Below are 18,333 nucleotides of genomic sequence, written 5' to 3'. Positions count from 1 at the left end.
CCATCGCCCACGGCCTGCGGTGTCTTGCGTTGTCGCGTCTGTCGATGCGGCAGGCGAGTGCGACGCCACGTGGCACGTAACTGTGATAGAGATAGGGGCCGCCGAGGAGAATCGCCATGCCTGCCCGGTCACACGACCCCAATGCGCCAACCGCCGACGCTTATCGCCACGCCGCAGAGCCGATCGGCAGCGTCACCGATGCCTATTCGGGGCGCCTGGCACCAGATCTGGCGGTGTCGACCTATCGCAATATCCAGCGCCTGTTTCCGTCGCGCACCATCGCCGCCGGCGCAGCGGTGCGTGAGTTGCCACGCTCGCCCCGGGCACTGGGCGAGATCAGCGTGGTGCAGGGGGGCGAGCACTACGATCTCTACGACTATCTGGCGCTGAACAGCGTCACCGGCCTGCTGGTGCTGCACCGCGGGCAGATCCGCTACGAGACCTATCAGCGCGGCAATGGCCCCGATACCCGCTGGATGTCGATGTCGGTGGCCAAGTCGGTGACCTCCACGCTCGCCGGCATGGCGATCCACGACGGTGCCATCGCCGAGGGGCTGGCCGCGCGGGTGGGCGACTACGTGCCGGCGCTGGCCGATAGCGCCTATACCGCGGTGATCCTGCGCGAACTGCTGCTGATGGCCTCCGGGGTGGGCTGGAACGAGACCTACACTGACCCGGGCTCCGACCGCCGGGCGCTGCTGGCGGCCCAGCTCGAACAGCGCCCGGGGGCGGCGATGGCGCTGATGGCGACGCTGCCGCGGGTGGCGCCGCCGGGGACGCGGCACAACTACAGTACCGGTGAGACCCAGATCCTGGCGGAGATGGTCAGCCGCGCCGTGGGGCGCCCGCTGGCCGACTATCTGGCCCAGAAACTGTGGCAGCCCTATGGCATGGAGGCGGATGCCAGCTGGTGGCTGGCGTCGCCGCAGGGCGTCGAGATCGGCGGCAGCGGCATCGCCGCGACCCTGCGCGACTACGCCCGCTTCGGCCAGTTTTTGATCGAAGGCGGCCGTGTGGCAGGGGCGTCTCTGCTGCCTGCGGGCTGGATCGCCGAGGCCACGCAGCCGAGCGTGCTCGCCGGCGGCGAGTCGATCGACTACGGCTACATGTGGTGGAGCGGCTGGACTGAGCCCTCGCGCCGCGATCGCGCCTTCGCGGCGCGCGGCATTCATGGCCAGTATCTCTACGTCAATCCGCGGCGCGAGCTGGTGATCGTGCAGCACGCCGCGGCGCCCAAGCCGATGGGGCGGATGGTGATCGAGCCGATGTCGCTATTCGATGCGATCGCTGCGGCGTTGGCGAACGATTGAGGTAACGACTTGGGGCGACGAGCAGCGGGTGCCGATGTCGCCAGCGTGTGCGTCGCTCAGAAGTTCTGCATCGCCTCGCGATAGTCGAGAAAGTCCTGGCGCCGCTGCGCGATCCGGCTGGCCATGGCGTAGTCGCCGCTGCGCTTGGCGCTCTCGCTGGCCGAATCGAGCTGGCGGATCGCCGTGTCGATCTGCCCTTCGAGCTGTAGCTGCTCGGCCCGCGCCAGCTGCCCCCAGGTCTCGCGCCCGCTGCGCCCGGCGGCTTCGGCCAGCAGGCCGAACACGTTGGGGTCTTCCGGGTACTGCTCGCTCATCCCACGCAGCACGTCGAAGGCTTGGCCCGGCTGCATCTGCAAAAGCGCCTCGGCCTCGACCCACTGCGCCGGGAAGTAGTCGGGCGAGAGCCGCAGGATACGCCGCGCCCGCGCCAGGGCGCCGGGGCGGTCGTCGGCGTCGAAGGCGATCTGCGCGGCGGTAGCGGGGATCATCGACAGGTCCGGGTGGGTCTTGGCCAGCGTGTCGAGGGTCGCCAGTGCCTCGCTGTAGTGTGCCTGCCGGGCCGTGAGCAGCGCCTGCAGGTAGCGCACCGCGGCCGCAGGCGGGTGATCCTGTTCGAGCTCGGTCAGCGCCTGCGAGGGCGTATCCTGATTGAGCAGCAGCAGCGCGCGGGCGCGTATCATGGCGTAAGCCGTGTCGTCGTGGGCGGGTGGCGAAGGTAGCTGATCGGCGCGCGCTTGGGTGTCGCTGATGCGCGATTCGGTGACCGGGTGGGTGAGCAGGAACTCCGGCGGGTTGCCGCCCTGCAGCGTGGCCAGCTTCTGCAGCGAGCGGAACATCTTCGGCATCGCCTGCGGGTCGAAGCCCGCCTTGGCCATGGCGTTGAGCCCCACGCGGTCGGCCTCCTGCTCGAAGCGTCGCGAGTAGGCCAGCTGGTCCTGGGCGAAGGCGGCGGTGGAGCCGACCATGGTCGCCAGCCCGGCGCCACCGCCGCCACCGGCGGCGATGATCATCCCGGCGAGCATGGCGGCCATGGTCGGTAGCTGGGTCTGCTCGATACGCGCCATGCGCCGGGCGTAGTGGCGCTGGGCCAGATGGCCCAGCTCGTGGGCCAGCACCGAGGCGAACTCGTCCTCGTCCGGGGCCGAGGCGAACAGGCCGGCGTTGACCCCGACGATACCGCCGGGGACGGCGAAGGCGTTGAGCAGGCGGCTGTCGATCAGCGTCACCACCAGCTGGTCGTCGACGCCGCTGTAGGGCACCAGCCGGGCGAGAATCGATCGGACGTAGGTCTGGGCGATGGGGTCCTGCCAGGGGTCGGTCTGGGCGCGGAACTGGCGTAGCCAGGCACGGCCGAGGCGGTGCTCGTCGCTGGTGGTGACGGTGGCGCTGGTACTGCCCATATCGGGCAGTTGATAGCTCCCTCCGCCGGAAGGTTGGGGGCTCTCCATACCGGCCCGCTGAGGGCTCTCTATACCAGCCCGCTGAGGGCTCTCCATGCCAGTCTGCTGTGCCATGGCGGGCGACCCGCCGAGCCCGAGCGCAGCGACGGCCAGCGTGCCCAGCAGCACTCCGCGCGACGCGCGCGCATGCAATCTCATGATCATCGACCTTCTCGTCTGGACGCCGACGAAAGCGACGGAAGTCGCTGTCGGTTCTGCGCTATGATGCCTTCGACCGCAGCCTGTGGCAGACGTTGCCTGCAAACCCCAGGGTATGCAACTGTCGCTACGGTGCCCACTCAACCGATGCAGGAAGTGTCATGTCCCACGCCCCCGATCATCGGCTCGACGCCTCGGGTCTGAGCTGTCCGTTACCGCTGCTCAAGGCCAAGCAGGCGCTCGCCGGCATGCAGCCGGGGGAGCTGCTCGAAGTGGTCGCCACCGACGCCGGTTCGTGGCGGGATTTCGAAAGTTTCGCCGCGCACAGCCGGCACATCCTGGTCGAGCGCACGGCCACGGCGGGGAGCTACCGCTACTGGCTGCGCAAGGCGGGTAAGGATAGCGAGGCATGAGTTTGAAAGGCGTATTGCGGCAGTGGTTCGAGCGCTACCTCTCCGACGAACAGGCGATCGTCCTGCTGGCGCTGCTGGTCGGCGGTTTCGCCGTGGTGATCTGGATGGGGCAGGCGCTGGCGCCCTTTTTCACCGCGCTGGTGGTGGCCTTTCTGCTGCAGGGCGTGGTCGGCTGGCTCGAACGCTGCGGGCTGCCACGACTGCTGGCGGTGGGGCTGGTATTCCTGCTGTTCCTCGGCGCGTTGTTGGCGCTGGCGCTGATCGTGCTGCCGCTGGTGTGGAATCAGCTGATGGAGCTGGTGCAGGAAGCGCCGCGCATGTTCGCCAGCAGCCAGCTCTGGCTCGATCAGCTGCAGGCGCGCTACCCCACGGTGGTGACCCCGGATCAGATCCAGGGCTGGATCGCCTCCGCCGGGCGCCAGGCCTCCACCCTGGGCCAGCGCGCGCTGACCCTCTCGCTCGCCTCGCTGGGTAGCCTGATGGCGCTGATCATCTATCTGGTGCTGGTGCCGATCCTGGTCTTCTTCATGCTCAAGGATCGCGAACGCCTGGTGGCCTTCCTGCTCTCGCTGCTGCCGCGCCAGCGCACGCTGATGACGCGGGTATGGCAGGAGATGGACGACCAGATCGCCAACTACGTGCGCGGCAAGACCATCGAGATCATCATCGTCGGCAGCGTCGCCTTCATCACCTTCTGGGCCTTCGGGCTGCCCTATGCGGCGCTGCTCGGGCTGGTGGTGGGGCTGTCGGTGCTGGTGCCCTATATCGGCGCCGCGGTGGCCACGCTGCCGGTCGCCGCGGTGGCGGGCTTCCACTTCGGCATGGGCGAGCAGTTCTTCTACGTGCTGCTGGCCTACGCCATTCTGCAGGCGCTGGATGGCAACGTGCTGGTACCGATCCTGTTCTCGGAAGCGGTCGACCTGCACCCGGTCTCGATCATCCTGGCGGTGCTCTTCTTCGGCGGGCTGTGGGGTTTCTGGGGCATCTTCTTCGCCATCCCCCTGGCGACCCTGATCAAGGCGCTGGTCCAGGCCTGGCCGCGCGGTATCGCCAGCCAGGCCGAGATCACATCTCAGTGAGGGTGTTCAGCCGTTGAGTTCCTGGGCTGCGGCGAGCACTTCTTCGACGTGGCCCGGTACCTTGACCCCGCGCCACTCGTGGGCGAGCTTGCCCTCGGTGTCGATCAGGAAGGTGCTGCGCTCAACGCCCAGATGCTCCTTGCCGTACATCTTCTTGAGCTTGATCACGTCGAACTGACGGCATACCGCTTCGTCGCGGTCCGAGATCAGCTCGAACGGAAAGCCCTGCTTGGCCTTGAAGTTCTCGTGCGCCTTGAGGCCGTCGCGGGAGACCCCGACCACCACGGTATTGGCGGCGCGGAAGGCGTCGATGTTGTCGCGGAAGTCGCCCCCTTCGGTGGTGCAGCCGGGGGTGCTGTCCTTGGGATAGAAGTAGATCACCACCTGCTGGCCGCGGTAGTCGCTGAGGCGGAAGGTGGTGTCGCTGGTGGCGTCGGCGGTGAAGTCCTCGACCGGTTGTCCGATGCTGAGTGTCATGCTTGCCTCCCATGAGCTGTGACGACGTGGAAACAGGGGCACGCGTCGACGCTTGACGCGGGTCAGCGTGCCACTGGCATCGAACGATAGCCGATCTCGGCGGTCAATGCTCGGTGGCATGGGCGCTGCTGCGGGCAGCAGTGGCGGCGGCGCGGCTGTACAGGCCGCGGCAGCCTGAGTACCATTCGGTGTTTGCGAAATGCGTAGCGCGGGCAGTGCCACGGGCGTCCGGAGCGGCCTATCGGGCCTGGCGATGGCCTCCATTCTTCGGCCCGTGTCTTGTTTTCGGCCCATGTCTTGGAATCCTGTGTCAGGCCCATGCGCCCGTCAGGTCATAAGGGAGAGAACCGCAACATGATCACAGGCAGCATCGTCGCCTTGGCGACACCGATGAAGCCCGGTGGCGAGATCGACTGGGAGGCGCTGCGCCGCCTGGTGAACTTCCATCTCGACCAGGGCACCGACGCCATCGTCGCCGCCGGCACCACCGGTGAGCCGACCACCATGTCGTTCGCCGAGCACTTCGACGTGATCCGCACCGTGGTGGAGGAGGTCGGTGGGCGCATCCCGGTGATCGCCGGGACCGGCGCCAACAACACCGCCGAGGCGGTGGAGCTGGCGCGCTACGCCAGCGAGGTCGGGGCGGACTGCTGCCTGTCCGTGGCACCCTACTACAACAAGCCGACCCAGGAAGGCTTGTACCAGCACTTCAAGGCGGTCGCCGAGGCCAGCGAGCTGCCGATCATTCTCTACAACGTGCCGGGGCGCACCTGCTCGGATATCTACAACGAGACCGTCTTCCGTCTCGCCGAGCTCGAGCGCATCGTCGGGCTCAAGGATGCTACCGGCAACCTGGAGCGCGCCGAGGAGCTGATCGACCGCCTCAAGGGCAGCGATTTTGCGCTCTACTCCGGTGACGACCCCACCGCCTGCGACTTCATGCTGATGGGCGGCCACGGCGATATCTCGGTGACCGCCAACGTTGCGCCCAAGGCGATGCACGAGCTGTGCGTGGCCGCCGCCGGCGGCAACCACGAGCGTGCCCACCAGATCAACGCGCGCCTGGCGCCGCTGCACACCGCACTGGGGATCGAATCCAATCCGATTCCGGTGAAGTGGGCGCTCAACCGCATGGGCTACGCCGACAAGGGCATTCGCCTGCCGCTGACCTGGCTCTCCGAGCGCTACCACGGCAGCGTCGGCGAGGCGTTGCAGCTGGCCGGAATCGAGACCGCGTGAGCCGGCGCACGCCGGATGCCGAATAGACTTGCTTCGAACAAAGGTGGATGCATGAAGCCCATCCTCAAAGGGATGCCCCTGGTGCTGTGCGCGACGCTGACGCTGTCGGGCTGCGGTCTGTTCCAGGATGGTTATTATTACAATCGCGATGACGAGTATCGCGATGCCAAGATGAGCAAACCGCTGCAGCTGCCGTCGTCGAGCAACCCGATCCGTTATCAGGACTCGATGCCGGTGCCCCAGGCGGACAGCGACTTCATGGCCTCTTCGGATACCGACGCGCCGCGGCCGCAGCCGCTGGCGGCGGGGCCGAGCGAAGGGCAGCCGTTCGTCGAGGCGCGCCAGGCGGGCAACGAGCGCTGGCTGCTGGTCAACGCCGCGCCGGCCAGCGTGTGGCCGCGGCTGCAGGGCTTCGCCGTCGACCACGGCGTGCGTGCCACCGACATCGACCCCGCCAAGGGGCGTATTCAGACCGCCCAGGGTGAGATCAGCCTGCGCCAGGGGCTGCGCAGCGGTACCAGTGAGGTGCGCTGTAACATCGGCGATACCGGCCAGTGCCTGAGCGGGATCAAGGCCTATCTGGAAGCCAGTGGTGCCAGCGACAGCGGCGTCTCCCTGGCGGCTCAGCCGCTCGACCAGAGCGAGCGGGTCAAGCTGATCAATCGCGATGGCACCTGGCAGCTCAATCTCGCCCTGGATGCCAACCGCGCCTGGTCCGAGCTCTACTACCAGCTCCAGAACGGCTTCGACCAGCAGCGCCTCAAGCTGGTCGACCAGAACCGCAGTGCCGGCGAGTTCTTCGTCGACTACCGCCCCGCGGATCAGGACGGCGGCTGGTTCGACTGGTTCGGCGGCGGCGGCAGCGATTACCGCTCGTATCGCCTGCACCTGGTCTCCCAGGCGGCGCTCACCTCGGTGACTGTGACCGATCCCAGCGGCAAGCCGGTGCCGCCGATCGAAGCGCGCGACCTGCTCGACGCCATCGCCGCGACCCTGCGCTGATGGCGCAGGGGTCGCCGCTGGCGCCGGGGGCCGCGCCCGGGCTCTACTTCGCCTCGCTGGGCAGTGGCAGCAAGGGCAACGCGACCCTGGTCAGCGACGGCGAGACGCTGATCCTGGTCGACTGCGGCTTCGGCATGCGCGAGGCCGAGCGGCGCATGGCGCGGCTCGGCGTGCATCCGCGCCAGCTCTCGGCGCTGCTGGTGACCCATGAGCACAGCGACCATATCACCGGCGTCGGCGCCCTGGCGCGGCGCTATCGTCTGCCAGTGCACCTGAGCGCCGGCAGCTGGCTCTCGGGCAAGCTCGGCGAGGTGCCCGAACTCGATCTGCTCACGCCCCAGGCGCGCTTCGCCATCGGCGGGCTGGAGATCGATCCGGTGACCGTGCCCCACGATGCCCGCGAACCGATCCAGTTCCGGATCCGCGCCCAGGCGCGCAGTCTGGGGCTGCTGACCGACCTCGGCCACCCCACGGCGCACGTGGTCGAGGTGTTTCGCCACTGCGACGCGCTCTTCCTCGAGTGCAACCACGACCCGCGGATGCTCGCCGAGGGGCCCTATCCGCCCCATCTCAAGCGTCGCGTCGCCGGCCGCTGGGGGCATCTGGCCAACGCCCAGGCGGCGACGCTGCTGCAGCGGCTCGGCCTGGATCGGCTGGAGCGGATTGTGTGCTCGCACCTCTCGGCGCAAAATAACCACCCCGAACGCGTCCTGGAAACCCTGACGCCGCTGCTCGACGGCGACGAGTCGCGGCTGATGATCTCGACCCAGGACCACGGCACCGACTGGCAGCGGGTGGCCTGAACAGGCCGGCCACTGCGGCGTTGCGTGACACCCAACCTCAAGACAGCCGCCCGACGGCGGCGACGCGGAGACAGCTCCATGCAAAAACGCGATCTTCTCTACGCCGGCAAGGCCAAGTCGGTCTATCTGAGCGACGACCCCCAGCGGCTGGTGCTGCACTTCCGCGACGACACCAGCGCCTTCGACGGCAAGAAGAAGGAAGCGCTGGAACGCAAGGGCATGGTCAACAACCGCTTCAACGCCTTCATCATGAGCAAGCTGGCCGAGGCGGGCATTCCTACCCACTTCGATCAGCTGCTCTCCGATACCGAGTGCGTGGTCAAGAAGCTCGAGATGATCCCGGTGGAGTGCGTGGTGCGCAATCTGGCCGCGGGCGGCCTGGTGCGGCGTCTCGGGGTCGAGGAAGGTATCGCCCTGGAGCCGCCGACGTTCGAGCTGTTCCTCAAGAACGACGAGAAGGGCGACCCGATGATCAACGAGTCGCTGGCCGAGACCTTCGGCTGGGCGACGCCCGAACAGCTGGCGACCATGAAGTCGCTCACCTTCCGCGTCAACGAGGTGCTCAAGCAGCTGTTCCTCGATGGCGGCATGCTGCTGGTCGACTACAAGCTCGAGTTCGGCGTGTTCGAGGGCGAGATCGTGCTCGGTGACGAGTTCTCCCCCGACGGCTGCCGCCTGTGGGATGCCGAGACCCGCGAGAAGATGGACAAGGATCGCTTCCGTCAGGGGCTGGGCGGGGTGATCGAGGCTTACGAAGAGGTCGGCCGGCGCCTGGGCATGAGCTTCGACTGAGCCCATCCGCCCGCCGCCAGGATCGCCTGGCGGCGCGATAGCCCAGATGGCCCGAATGGACAGAGCCCCGGCACCCAGGTGCCGGGGCTCTCGTCGTTATGAGGCACGCGCAGCTGTGATGCCCGAGCCGCGCGTCAGTCGACCCGCTCGGCGCCGACGATGGTGATCGGCTGGGTCGGCACGTCGGCGTGCGGCCCGCGGCGGCCGGTGGGCGTCTCGGCGATCTTGTCGACGACGTTCATGCCCGAGACCACGTGTCCGAACACGGTGTAGCCGGGGTTGTAGAGATCGCGATAGTTCAGCGCGTCGTTGTCGACCAGATTGATGAAGAACTGGCTGGTGGCGGAGTCCGGATTGGCGGTGCGCGCCATGGCGATGGTGCCACGGGTGTTCTTCAGGCCGCTCTTCTCCAGCGGGATCGGATCATGGGTCGGTTTGGGTTCGAGATCCGCATCCAGGCCGCCGCCCTGGATCATGAAGTCGGGGATGACCCGGTGGAACACCGTGCCCTGGTAGTGCCCCTCGTCGACATAGCGCAGGAAGTTGGCCACCGTGCGCGGCGCCGCCTTGGCGTCGAGTTCGAGCTCGATGTTGCCCTGGCTGGTCTCCAGGCGCACGTGGGGATGATCGGCATCGGCCAGCGCCGGGGTCGAGAGCAGCGGCAGGGCGACGAGCCCGGCCGCCAGGATCGATTTCAACATGTAGTAACGCTCCGGTCTTTGATATGAGCACCCTAGCGGGGGTGGCGCCACTAGGCCAGCCCAAAACGCTGTGGTCTCAGACTGCCCCGTTGGGGCGCGGTTCGATGGCGATCACCTGCAGGCTGTCGCCGATATCGTCGGACACCGCCCGGAAGCGTACATTGACGTCGCGCAGGCAGACCCCGTACTCGCGCCCCGAGTCGCTGCCGGCCCGAGCGTGGTAGGCCGGGCGCGGGTCCTGGGCCAGCACCTCCTCGATCAGTGCGCTCAGCCCGGCGCCGTCGGCATGTGCAGCGAGGGCGCGCCGGGCGCCGTCACTGAAGCCGACCGTCATGGGCGCGGGGGCAGCCGGGGCGAAGCCGGCCCGCGCCTGCGGCTGTGACTCCGCCCACGGCAGATAGGGCCGGATATCGACGATCGGGGTGGCATCGCACAGATCGTGGCCGCGCAGATGCAGTTTCACCCGGCTGCGTCGGGCGGCCAGCGGCGAGCCGGCGATGGGCTCGGCGGCCGCCGTGGGGCGGGTGCTGAGTTCGACCTTCACCAGCTCTACCAGCGACAGCCCCAGGCGGTTGGGGCGGTGGGTGCTGCGGCTGGCGAAGACCCCCACGCGCTGGTTGCCGCCCAGGCGTGGCGGGCGCACCCGGGGCGACCAGCTGGTCGGGCTGCGGTCGAACACGAAGCTCAGCCACAGGTGGCTGAAGGCATCGATCCCTTCCACCGCCAGTGGATCGTCGAATGCCGCCTCCAGATAGAGAATGGCACGCGCGCTGGGGGCCAGCCCAGGCTGGCGCGGGATGCCGAACTTGTCGGGGTAGTCGCTGGCGAGGGTGCCGATCGGGGTCAGCGTGAGCGGCGCTGAGGGATCGTCGAGTCGGATGTCTGGCGTGGTCAAGGCGGGCGTGTCCGAAGCCGGTGGTAGCGCCACCGTGCGCGGCAAGGGCAGGGTGGGGCGAAGAAGCGTCATGGTGGCGGCTGAGGCGGCCGTGCGCAATGCGCGACATCGCCCGTGGCCCTTACAAGCGGGGCGCCGACACGGTAGCTGCGCGCCGTCCTAGCCGGATGCGCAGGCGGTGCCATACTGTCAGCGGGACACCCCCGCGAGCGGGCCCGAAGGAGCGGGCTGCACGCGTATCGACGGCGCCGGAGTCGCGCCATACCACGGAGAGGTTGGATGAGTTTCCTACGCGTCTATCACGAAGCCGACGGCGAACAGCCGCTGCTGACGACCCAAGAGCCCGAGCGTCTGCGCCTCGAACTCGAAGCCAATGCGATCCACTATCGTCATCATCCGTTGCCGGCGATGCCGGAAAGCGCACCGAGCGATGCGCTGCTGGCTCGCTACACGCCGATCATCGCTGAGGTAGGCCAGCTCAGCGACTGCCGCCGGGTCGAGCTGCGCGGCATGAGCCCACGCTATCTCGCTGACACCGGCGGGCTCGAGCGTGAGAGTCTCTCCCGCGAATCGCGTAGCGACAGCGATGACTGGCACCTGCTGCTGCATGGTCAGGCGGTGTTCTACCTCCACCTCAATGGCCGGGTCTATGTCATCGGCTGTGAGCGTGGCGATCTGCTGCTGATCCCGGCTGGCGTGCCGCACTGGTTCGACATCGGTCCCAGCCCCGACTTCGTGGCCTTGAGTTGGAGCGATGAGACGGCGCATCATCGGCTCGAGACCACCAGCGACATCGCGCTGCGTTTTCCGCGCTATGAAGCGCTTTACGCTGAAGTTGCCTAAACCCGGCGCTGGCCCGATGATGGCGCGGCTCGCCACCCATCCCGAACCCGGAGAGACCGTGATGCTGGAACGTACCCGCTTTCGAGAAGCGCTGCCGCGGGATGCGGCCGACCAGGCCGAGGTCTTCCACCATGCGGTCATGGAGGGGGCATCGAGCCGCTACACCCTGTCCCAGCGTGAGGCGTGGTCGGCGGCGCTGCCGCGCACCGCCGAAGCGTGGATGGCGCGCCAAGCGCTCTATCCCACCCTGGTCGCCGAGTGCGACGGCCACTGTGTCGGCTTCTGCGAGCGTGACGCCAGCGACGGGCGTATCGAGACCCTCTATGTGTGGCCCGCGATCACCCGCCAGGGCGTCGGCTCGCGCCTGCTCGAACTGTCGCTGGAGGCGTTGCTCGCCGCCGGCCACACCCGCGTGCTGATCGATGCCAGCCTGATGCTGGCGCCGGCGCTGGAGGCGCGGGGGTGGGCCCGACTGGCCGAGGAGACGGTCGAGCGCTTCGGCGAGTCGCTGCCACGGGTGCGGCTGGCCTTTACCCGGCCGGATACGCCCTGAGCCCCGACCTCCGGCTTTCCCTGGCGGGTGGAATCCGGTACAGTCGCTTGCATTATGAAAGTGAGCGACGAGCCCGACCTCTGCCCCATCGCCCGCGCGCTGGCCTGCGTGGGGGATAGCTGGACGCTGCTGATCCTGCGCGACGCCTTCCAGGGGGCGACGCGCTTCGATCAGTTCCAGCGTGGTCTCGGCATTGCTTCCAACATGCTCACTCGGCGTCTCGAGCGCATGGTCGACAATGGCCTGCTCGAAAAGCGCCGCTATCAGACCCGCCCGCCGCGCTTCGAGTATCGCCTGACCGACAAGGGACGCGGGCTGGCGCCGGTGCTGTTGACACTCTACGCCTGGGGCGAGCACCACCTGCCGATCGACGCCCGCGGTATCGAACTGGTGCATCGTGACAGCGGCGAGCCGATCGTGCCGGTCATCTACGACCGCCATCGGGGGATGCCGCTGGTACCGCGCGACGTGGCGATGGTCGCCGGCCCCGACGCCACGCCGGCGATGCGTCAGCGCGCCGAGCGTGCACGGGCCCAGGGGGAGGCCCTGTTCAGCTCTTCCATGCAGGATACCGCCACGGTGGAGACCGCTGTGGCAGATCCACTCGCTGAGGCCGCCGTTACCCCATCCGCCGAGATCACCGGCCAGCGGCCGCAATAATAGTGCTATTCGATCAACGACCAGTAAGGACAACGTCATGCGACGTATCGTAGTGACAGGTATGGGCATTCTTTCGCCGCTGGGCTGCCAGCTGGAGACCGTCTGGCAGCGCCTGCTGTCCGGCGCTTCCGGGCTGCGCCGCCTGCCCGCGGAGACCGTCGAGGGTCTCGCCGTCGGCGTCGGCGGGCCGGTGCCGACCATCGAAGAGGACAGCGCCGGGTTCGATCTCGATCGTGCCATCGACCCCAAGGAGCGGCGCAAGATGGACCGCTTCATCCAGATGGCGGTGGTGGCCGCCGACGACGCGCTCAGACAGGCCAACTGGTACCCCCAGAGCGAGGACGAGAAGACCCGCACCGCGACTCTGATCGGCTCGGGAATCGGCGGCTTCCCGGCGATCGCCGATGCGGTGCGCACCACCGACAGCCGCGGTCCGCGGCGGCTGTCGCCGTTCACCATCCCGTCGTTTTTGGCCAACCTGGCGTGCGGCCACATCTCGATTCGCCATGGCTTCAAGGGCCCGCTGGCCGCGCCGGTGACCGCCTGCGCCGCCGGCCTGCAGGCGATCGGCGACGCCGCGCGCATGATCCACGCCGGCGAGGCGGAGATCGCCGTGTGCGGCGGCAGTGAAGCGTGTATCGACCGCGTCAGCCTGGGCGGCTTCGCCGCGGCCAAGGCGCTCTCCAGTCATTACAACGATACCCCCGAAGCGGCCTCGCGGCCGTTCGATCAAGGCCGTGACGGCTTCGTCATGGGCGAGGGTGCCGGGGTGATCGTGATCGAGACTCTGGAGCACGCCCAGGCCCGTGGCGCCACGCCGATCGCCGAGCTGGTCGGCTACGGCACCACCTCGGACGCCTACCACCTGACCGCCGGGCCGGAGGATGGCGAGGGCGCCGCCCGGGCGATGCAGATCGCGCTGCGTCAGGCCGGCCTGGCCCCCAGCGACATCGCCCACCTCAACGCGCACGCGACCTCGACGCCCGTGGGCGATCGCGGCGAGCTGGCGGCGGTCAAGCGCGTCTTCGGCGAGCATCGTCCGGCGATCAGCGCGACCAAGGCCGCCACCGGCCACCTGCTCGGCGCCGCCGGCGGCGTCGAGGCGATCTTCACCCTGCTGGCGCTGCGCGACCAGATCGCGCCGGTGACGCGCAACTATCTCGACCCCGACCCGCTGGCAGCGGAGATGGACGTGGTCCACGGCGAGTCGCGCCCGATGGCGATGGAGCACGCGATCTGCAACGCCTTCGGCTTCGGTGGCGTGAATGCGAGCGTGATCTTCAAGCGCTTCGCTGGCTGAAACGGGCTGCGCTCGCCAGCGTTTCAGCGGGCTCGACGCAAGACGCGTGCCAGCGGTGATACCGCTGGCACGCGTCGTTTGAGGTGCTCAGCTCAAGACGCCAAGCCTGAGCGTCAGGCCATGGTATCGACGATACCGCCCTCGACCCGCATCGCCGCGCCGGTGGTGGCGCTGGCCTGCTCGGAGGCCAGATAGACGCTCAGGTTGGCGACCTCCTCGACCTCGGCCACCCGCTGGATGATCGAGGAGGGGCGGTTGTCCTTGACGAAGTTGGCTTCCGCCTCGGCCTCGCTCACGCCCTGCTCGGCGGCCATCTTGGCGATCATCTTGCCCACGCCCTCCGACTTGGTCGGCCCCGGCAGCACCGCGTTGACGGTGACCCGGGTGCCTGCCAGCACCTTGGCCAACCCACGCGAGATCGACTGCACCGCGCTCTTGGTCATGCCGTAGTGGACCATCTCGGCGGGAATATTGAGCGCCGACTCGCTGGAGAGGAACTGGATGCGACCCCAGTCGCGCTGCTTCATGCCCTGGGCATAGTGGCGCGACAGGCGCACCGCGCTCATCACGTTGACGTCGAAGAACTGCTGCCACTCGGCGTCCTCGATCTCGAAAAAGTCCTTGGGCCCGAAGATACCGACGTTGTTGATCAGGATGTCGCACTCGGGGCGCGCCGCGATCAGCGTCTGGCAGCCTTCGGCGCTGCCCAGGTCGGCGGCCACGCCGTCGATGCTGGCGCCGGGCACCTCGCGGGTGAGGGTGGCGATCGCCTGGTCGACGCGTTCCTGGGTGCGTCCGGTCACGGTGACACTGTCGCCGGCCTGGGCCAGCCCCTTGGCGATGGCCAAGCCGATGCCGGCGGTGGAGCCGGTGACGATGGCGTGCTTGGCACTGAGATCGATCTGCATGCAAACCTCCTTGAGTACGGTAATCGCAGCCGGGGAGACGCGGGCGCTCTGACATGGCACTGACCCTGCCCGGGTCTGGCGCCGACATGGTCCTCAAGGGCGCCGCGCAGGTAGACTGCAGGCTGGCAGGGGCGTAGCCCGGCGCCGCCGATCACCGCTCCGGGGCGCGCGCCGCTCCGGCTTCACGTGACTCTCAAGCGTAGGACGCTTTTCGCAATTTGCCGTCCCATCGCTGAAAGCCGCCGGCGAAGCGCCTGCTTATACTCGATTCCAGACCCTATCGGATGCTGGGCGCCAAGCGCCCGAGTCCCGCCCGGCCCGCCGCCAGGGACGCCGCGTCCAACCTTGAGGAGACCACGATGGCCGCAAGCCCGACGAGAGACGAATTCGACCGCTACATGACGCCCAACTACTCGCCGCAGCAGGCGATTCCGGTGCGCGGCGAGGGCAGCCGCCTGTGGGATCAGGCGGGCAAGGAGTACGTCGACTTCGCCGGCGGCATTGCGGTCAACGCGCTGGGCCACTGCCACCCCAAGCTGGTCGATGCCCTGACCACCCAGGCCAACAAGCTGTGGCACCTCTCCAACGTCTATACCAACGAGCCGGCGCTGAACCTGGCGCGCGAGCTGGTGTCGCGCACCTTCGCCGACAAGGTCTACTTCTGCTCCTCCGGCGGCGAGGCCAATGAGGCAGCATTCAAGCTGGCGCGGCGCTGGGCGTTCGACAACTTCGGCGAGCGCAAGCACAAGATCATCTCGTTCAAGCAGGGCTTCCACGGGCGCACCCTGTTCACCGTCAGCGTCGGCGGTCAGCCCAAGTACTCCGAAGGCTTCGGTCCGGTGCCCGGCGGCATTCACCACGCCCGCTTCAACGATCTCGACAGCGTGCGCGAGCTGATCGACGACGACACCTGCGCGGTGGTGGTCGAACCGATCCAGGGTGAGGGCGGCGTGACGCCGGCCACGCCCGAGTTCCTGCAGGGGCTGCGCGAGCTGTGCGATCGTCATCAGGCGCTCTTGGTGGTCGACGAAGTGCAGTCGGGTGTCGGCCGCAGCGGCAAGCTCTACACCTACATGCACTACGGCGTGACCCCGGACATCCTGACCTCGGCCAAGGCCCTGGGCGGCGGCTTCCCGATCGGCGCCATGCTCACCACCGACCGCGTCGCACCGTCGCTGGCGGTGGGCACCCACGGCTCCACCTACGGCGGCAACGCGCTGGCCTGCGCGGTGGGTCTGGCGGCGCTGACCACCATCGACACCCCCGAGGTGCTCGAAGGCGTCGAGCGTCGGCATGCGCTGTTCCGCGAGCATCTCGAAGTGATCAACCGCAAGTACGGCGTGTTCAAGGAGATCCGCGGCATGGGGCTGCTGATCGGCGCGGAGATGAGCGACGCCTATGAGGGCAAGGCGCGGGATATTCTGCCGCTGGCGCTCGAAGAGGGGCTGATGGCGCTGGTCGCCGGGCCCAACGTGCTGCGCATGGCGCCGTCGCTGGTGATCCCCGAGGCGGACATCCAGGAGGGCATGGCGCGCCTGGAACTGGCCATCGAACGGCTCGTCTCAGCCAGTGCGTGAGTCGACCGGCATGCGTGGCATCGACCCCTCTGCCCGCGCCGGCGAGGCCGCGCGGGAGGCCGGCCAGCTGCTGGTCCGCCCGGCCCAGGCGGCCGATCTCGGCGCCATCGAACGCCTGGCCAGCAGCGCCACGCCGCGGCTGACCAACCTGCCGGCCCACCGTGACCGCCTCGAGGAGCGCATCGCGCGCTCCTGCCGTGCGCTCTCCCACAACGTCGATTTCCCCGGCGACGAGAGCTACACCTTCGTGCTCGAGGACCGCGAGATCGGCGAGATCGTGGGGACTGCGAGCATTCGCGCCCAGGCCGGGGCTCAGGACGTCTACTACACCTACCGTCAGGAGACCCTGATCCACGCCTCGCAGCAGCTCAACCTGCGCCACGAGGTGCAGACGCTGTCGCTCTCCCACGAGATGTCCGAGGTGTCGCTGCTGTGCGCGCTGTCGCTGGATGCGCGCTATCGCGGCACCAGCGCCGCCTCACTGCTGCGGCGTGCGCGGCTGATGTTCATCGCCCAGTATCCGGAACGCTTCGCCGACACCCTGGGAGTGGCCTTCCCCGGCTATCTGGATGACACGGGTAGCTCACCGTTCTGGGCCAGTGTCGGTCAGCACTTCTTCAACCACGGCTATCACGAGATCAACCAGCTCGCCGGGGTGCGCTCGAAGAGCTTCATCGCCGAGGTGATGCCGCAGTTCCCGCTCTATCTGCCGCTGCTGACGCCCCAGGCGCGTTCGGCGATCGGGCGCGAGCATCCGGCCCACGAGCCGGCGCTGGGCGAGATGCTGGCAGAGGGCTTCGTGCGCTCGCGCCATGTGGATATCTTCGATGCCGGGCCGGTCCTGCGCGGCGAGCGCGCACGTCTGCGCACGCTCAATCAATGCGGCTGGCACCCGGTACGCATTCGCCCGGCGGCTTCGCTTCCGGACGCCGAGCCGGCGATGGTGGCCAACCAGCGTCTGGCCGATTTTCGCTGCACCGTGGCCCGCTATGCGCTGACGCCGACCGGCCAGTTGCTGCTCTCCGAGGCCCAGGCTGAGCTGCTCGGCGTGGAGGAGGGGCGGGCGGTCCTGGTCGCGCCGCTGGCGCTGCCGGACGTCGAGGATGCATTGGACGAGGGAGACCTGTAATGCGTCTGAGACCCATCAGCCATCACGATATCCACGAACTCAAGTCGCTGGCCCAGGAGACCGGGGTGGGCTTCACCTCGCTGCCCAACGACCACGACTTCCTCGTCGCCAAGATCGACAAGGCGGTGGCGGCCTTCGAGGGCCGTGTACCCGCATGTGAGCGGCTCTACTTCTTCGTGCTCGAAGACGAGCAGAGCGGCGAGCTGGCCGGCTGCTGCGCCATCGAGGCGGAAGTCGGGCGCGAGACGCCCTTCTATCACTACCGGGTGGGCAAGCTCGCCCACTCCTCGGTTCAGCTCGATCTGCACCGCACCATCGATACGCTGTTTCTGAGTTCCGACCACACCGGCGATGCCGAGGTCGCCTCGCTGTTCCTGCGCCCGGCCTATCGCCGCGACCGCAACGGCACGCTGCTGTCCAAGGCGCGCTGGCTGTTCATGGCGGAGTTCCGCGACGGCTTCCCCGACAAGGTGCTCGCCGAGATGCGCGGGGTGATCGATGCCGATGGCATCAGCCCGTTCTGGCAGTGTCTGGGCAGCCACTTCTTCCCCATGGAGTTCAAGCAGGCGGACCAGCTCACCGGGCTGGGCCAGAAGAGCTTCATCGGCGAACTGATGCCCAAGTACCCGATCTACACGCCGTTTCTGCCCGAGGCGGCGCGGGCGTGCATCGGCCAGGTTCACGAGCAGACCCGCCCGGCGCTGGAGATGCTCAAGAAAGAGGGGCTGCGCTGGGAAGGCTATATCGACATCTTCGATGGCGGCCCCACGGTGGAGGCCTATATCGATGACGTCGGGGCCATTCGCCACTCGCAGCGGGCGCTGGTCGAGGTCAGTGGCGGCGAGCTCGACTACGCCGAGCGTCCCAGCTGGCTGGCGGCGACCACCGGCATGGCGGACTTCCGCTGCAGCTTCATCGGCCGCGGCCCCGACGCCGACGGCGTGGTCCACCTGAGCGAGGCAGAAGCGCAGCGCCTCGACGTGACCAGCGGCGACGCCCTGCGCCTGCTTCAGACCTGAGCGGAACCAGAGCGACGGCGCGCTGGCCGCATCCG

19 protein-coding genes are annotated in these 18,333 nt (G+C 68.2%); 14 read left to right on the top strand and 5 right to left on the bottom strand.

All coding sequences use genetic code 11. The features are described from left to right. Positions 1-116: 116 nt before the first annotated feature. The gene (locus ABV408_RS17005) at positions 117-1,310 is read left to right on the top strand and encodes a serine hydrolase (RefSeq protein ID WP_353980077.1); all 1,194 of its coding nucleotides are present in this window, start codon (positions 117-119) and stop codon (positions 1,308-1,310) included. Between the two features lie 56 nt (positions 1,311-1,366). On the opposite strand, the gene ABV408_RS17000 is transcribed toward ABV408_RS17005, so the two are convergent. Next, positions 1,367-2,914, bottom strand: coding sequence for a M48 family metalloprotease (locus tag ABV408_RS17000; protein ID WP_353980076.1), 1,548 nt, complete (start codon positions 2,912-2,914; stop codon positions 1,367-1,369). A gap of 155 nt (positions 2,915-3,069) precedes the next feature. On the opposite strand from ABV408_RS17000, the gene ABV408_RS16995 reads away from it, so the two are divergent. Next, entirely contained in the window at positions 3,070-3,321 is a 252-nt protein-coding gene (locus tag ABV408_RS16995) for a sulfurtransferase TusA family protein (protein ID WP_353980075.1), read from the top strand. Beyond that, a complete protein-coding gene (locus tag ABV408_RS16990) occupies positions 3,318-4,400 on the top strand; it encodes an AI-2E family transporter (protein WP_353980074.1) in 1,083 nt (360 codons plus the stop codon). Before ABV408_RS16995 ends, ABV408_RS16990 begins: the two co-directional genes overlap by 4 nt. 6 nt (positions 4,401-4,406) lie before the next feature. On the opposite strand, the gene ABV408_RS16985 is transcribed toward ABV408_RS16990, so the two are convergent. After that, a complete protein-coding gene (locus tag ABV408_RS16985) occupies positions 4,407-4,877 on the bottom strand; it encodes a peroxiredoxin (RefSeq protein WP_353980073.1) in 471 nt (156 codons plus the stop codon). A gap of 354 nt (positions 4,878-5,231) precedes the next feature. Here ABV408_RS16985 and dapA point away from each other — a divergent pair, with 354 nt between their 5' ends. The 4 genes from dapA (at position 5,232) to purC (ending at position 8,713) form a co-directional block, all read left to right on the top strand. Then, entirely contained in the window at positions 5,232-6,116 is an 885-nt protein-coding gene (dapA, locus tag ABV408_RS16980) for a 4-hydroxy-tetrahydrodipicolinate synthase (RefSeq protein WP_035477167.1), read from the top strand. 51 nt (positions 6,117-6,167) lie between these two features. Further along, on the top strand, positions 6,168-7,118 hold the full coding sequence (bamC, locus tag ABV408_RS16975; protein WP_353980072.1) for an outer membrane protein assembly factor BamC: 951 nt from the start codon (positions 6,168-6,170) through the stop codon (positions 7,116-7,118). Then, positions 7,118-7,921 (top strand): MBL fold metallo-hydrolase, encoded by an 804-nt coding sequence (locus ABV408_RS16970; protein ID WP_353980071.1) that lies wholly within the window; start codon positions 7,118-7,120, stop codon positions 7,919-7,921. Before bamC ends, ABV408_RS16970 begins: the two co-directional genes overlap by 1 nt. A gap of 78 nt (positions 7,922-7,999) precedes the next feature. Then, a complete protein-coding gene (gene purC, locus ABV408_RS16965) occupies positions 8,000-8,713 on the top strand; it encodes a phosphoribosylaminoimidazolesuccinocarboxamide synthase (protein WP_353980070.1) in 714 nt (237 codons plus the stop codon). A gap of 134 nt (positions 8,714-8,847) precedes the next feature. Here the strand turns inward: purC and ABV408_RS16960 are convergent, their stop codons facing one another. Continuing rightward, positions 8,848-9,414, bottom strand: coding sequence for a peptidylprolyl isomerase (locus ABV408_RS16960; RefSeq protein WP_353980069.1), 567 nt, complete (start codon positions 9,412-9,414; stop codon positions 8,848-8,850). A gap of 76 nt (positions 9,415-9,490) precedes the next feature. Continuing rightward, positions 9,491-10,381 (bottom strand): tRNA (N6-threonylcarbamoyladenosine(37)-N6)-methyltransferase TrmO, encoded by an 891-nt coding sequence (gene tsaA, locus ABV408_RS16955; protein ID WP_353980068.1) that lies wholly within the window; start codon positions 10,379-10,381, stop codon positions 9,491-9,493. Positions 10,382-10,588: 207 nt separating this feature from the next. On the opposite strand from tsaA, the gene ABV408_RS16950 reads away from it, so the two are divergent. The 4 genes from ABV408_RS16950 (at position 10,589) to fabF (ending at position 13,665) form a co-directional block, all read left to right on the top strand. Continuing rightward, positions 10,589-11,152: a cupin gene (locus tag ABV408_RS16950; RefSeq protein WP_353980067.1), complete on the top strand. Its 564-nt coding sequence runs from the start codon at positions 10,589-10,591 to the stop codon at positions 11,150-11,152. Positions 11,153-11,213: 61 nt separating this feature from the next. Beyond that, positions 11,214-11,705 (top strand): GNAT family N-acetyltransferase, encoded by a 492-nt coding sequence (locus ABV408_RS16945; RefSeq protein WP_353980066.1) that lies wholly within the window; start codon positions 11,214-11,216, stop codon positions 11,703-11,705. 60 nt (positions 11,706-11,765) lie between these two features. Beyond that, positions 11,766-12,365 (top strand): helix-turn-helix domain-containing protein, encoded by a 600-nt coding sequence (locus tag ABV408_RS16940; RefSeq protein WP_353980065.1) that lies wholly within the window; start codon positions 11,766-11,768, stop codon positions 12,363-12,365. 37 nt (positions 12,366-12,402) lie between these two features. Further along, the gene (gene fabF / locus ABV408_RS16935; RefSeq protein WP_353980064.1) at positions 12,403-13,665 is read left to right on the top strand and encodes a beta-ketoacyl-ACP synthase II; all 1,263 of its coding nucleotides are present in this window, start codon (positions 12,403-12,405) and stop codon (positions 13,663-13,665) included. Positions 13,666-13,778: 113 nt separating this feature from the next. Here fabF and ABV408_RS16930 read toward each other — a convergent pair whose 3' ends face one another. Beyond that, a complete protein-coding gene (locus tag ABV408_RS16930; protein ID WP_353980063.1) occupies positions 13,779-14,573 on the bottom strand; it encodes an SDR family oxidoreductase in 795 nt (264 codons plus the stop codon). Between the two features lie 359 nt (positions 14,574-14,932). On the opposite strand from ABV408_RS16930, the gene ABV408_RS16925 reads away from it, so the two are divergent. From ABV408_RS16925 to astA, 3 genes are read left to right on the top strand one after another with little or no spacing between them, the layout of a single operon-like run. Further along, the gene (locus ABV408_RS16925; protein ID WP_353980062.1) at positions 14,933-16,150 is read left to right on the top strand and encodes an aspartate aminotransferase family protein; all 1,218 of its coding nucleotides are present in this window, start codon (positions 14,933-14,935) and stop codon (positions 16,148-16,150) included. A 10-nt stretch (positions 16,151-16,160) separates the two neighbouring features. Continuing rightward, on the top strand, positions 16,161-17,279 hold the full coding sequence (locus tag ABV408_RS16920; protein ID WP_353980061.1) for an arginine N-succinyltransferase: 1,119 nt from the start codon (positions 16,161-16,163) through the stop codon (positions 17,277-17,279). Further along, positions 17,279-18,298 carry an arginine N-succinyltransferase gene (gene astA / locus ABV408_RS16915; RefSeq protein ID WP_353980060.1) on the top strand — a complete coding sequence of 340 codons (1,020 nt, stop codon included), beginning with the start codon at positions 17,279-17,281 and terminating at the stop codon, positions 18,296-18,298. The genes ABV408_RS16920 and astA overlap by 1 nt, the downstream gene beginning before the upstream one ends. The last annotated feature ends 35 nt before the right edge of the window (positions 18,299-18,333 follow it).

It is taken from the genome of Salinicola endophyticus, from assembly GCF_040536835.1.
Lineage (GTDB): Bacteria > Pseudomonadota > Gammaproteobacteria > Pseudomonadales > Halomonadaceae > Salinicola > Salinicola endophyticus_A.
The sequence above is the reverse complement of the archived record's forward strand: the minus strand, read 5'-3'. Positions and strand labels throughout refer to the sequence as shown.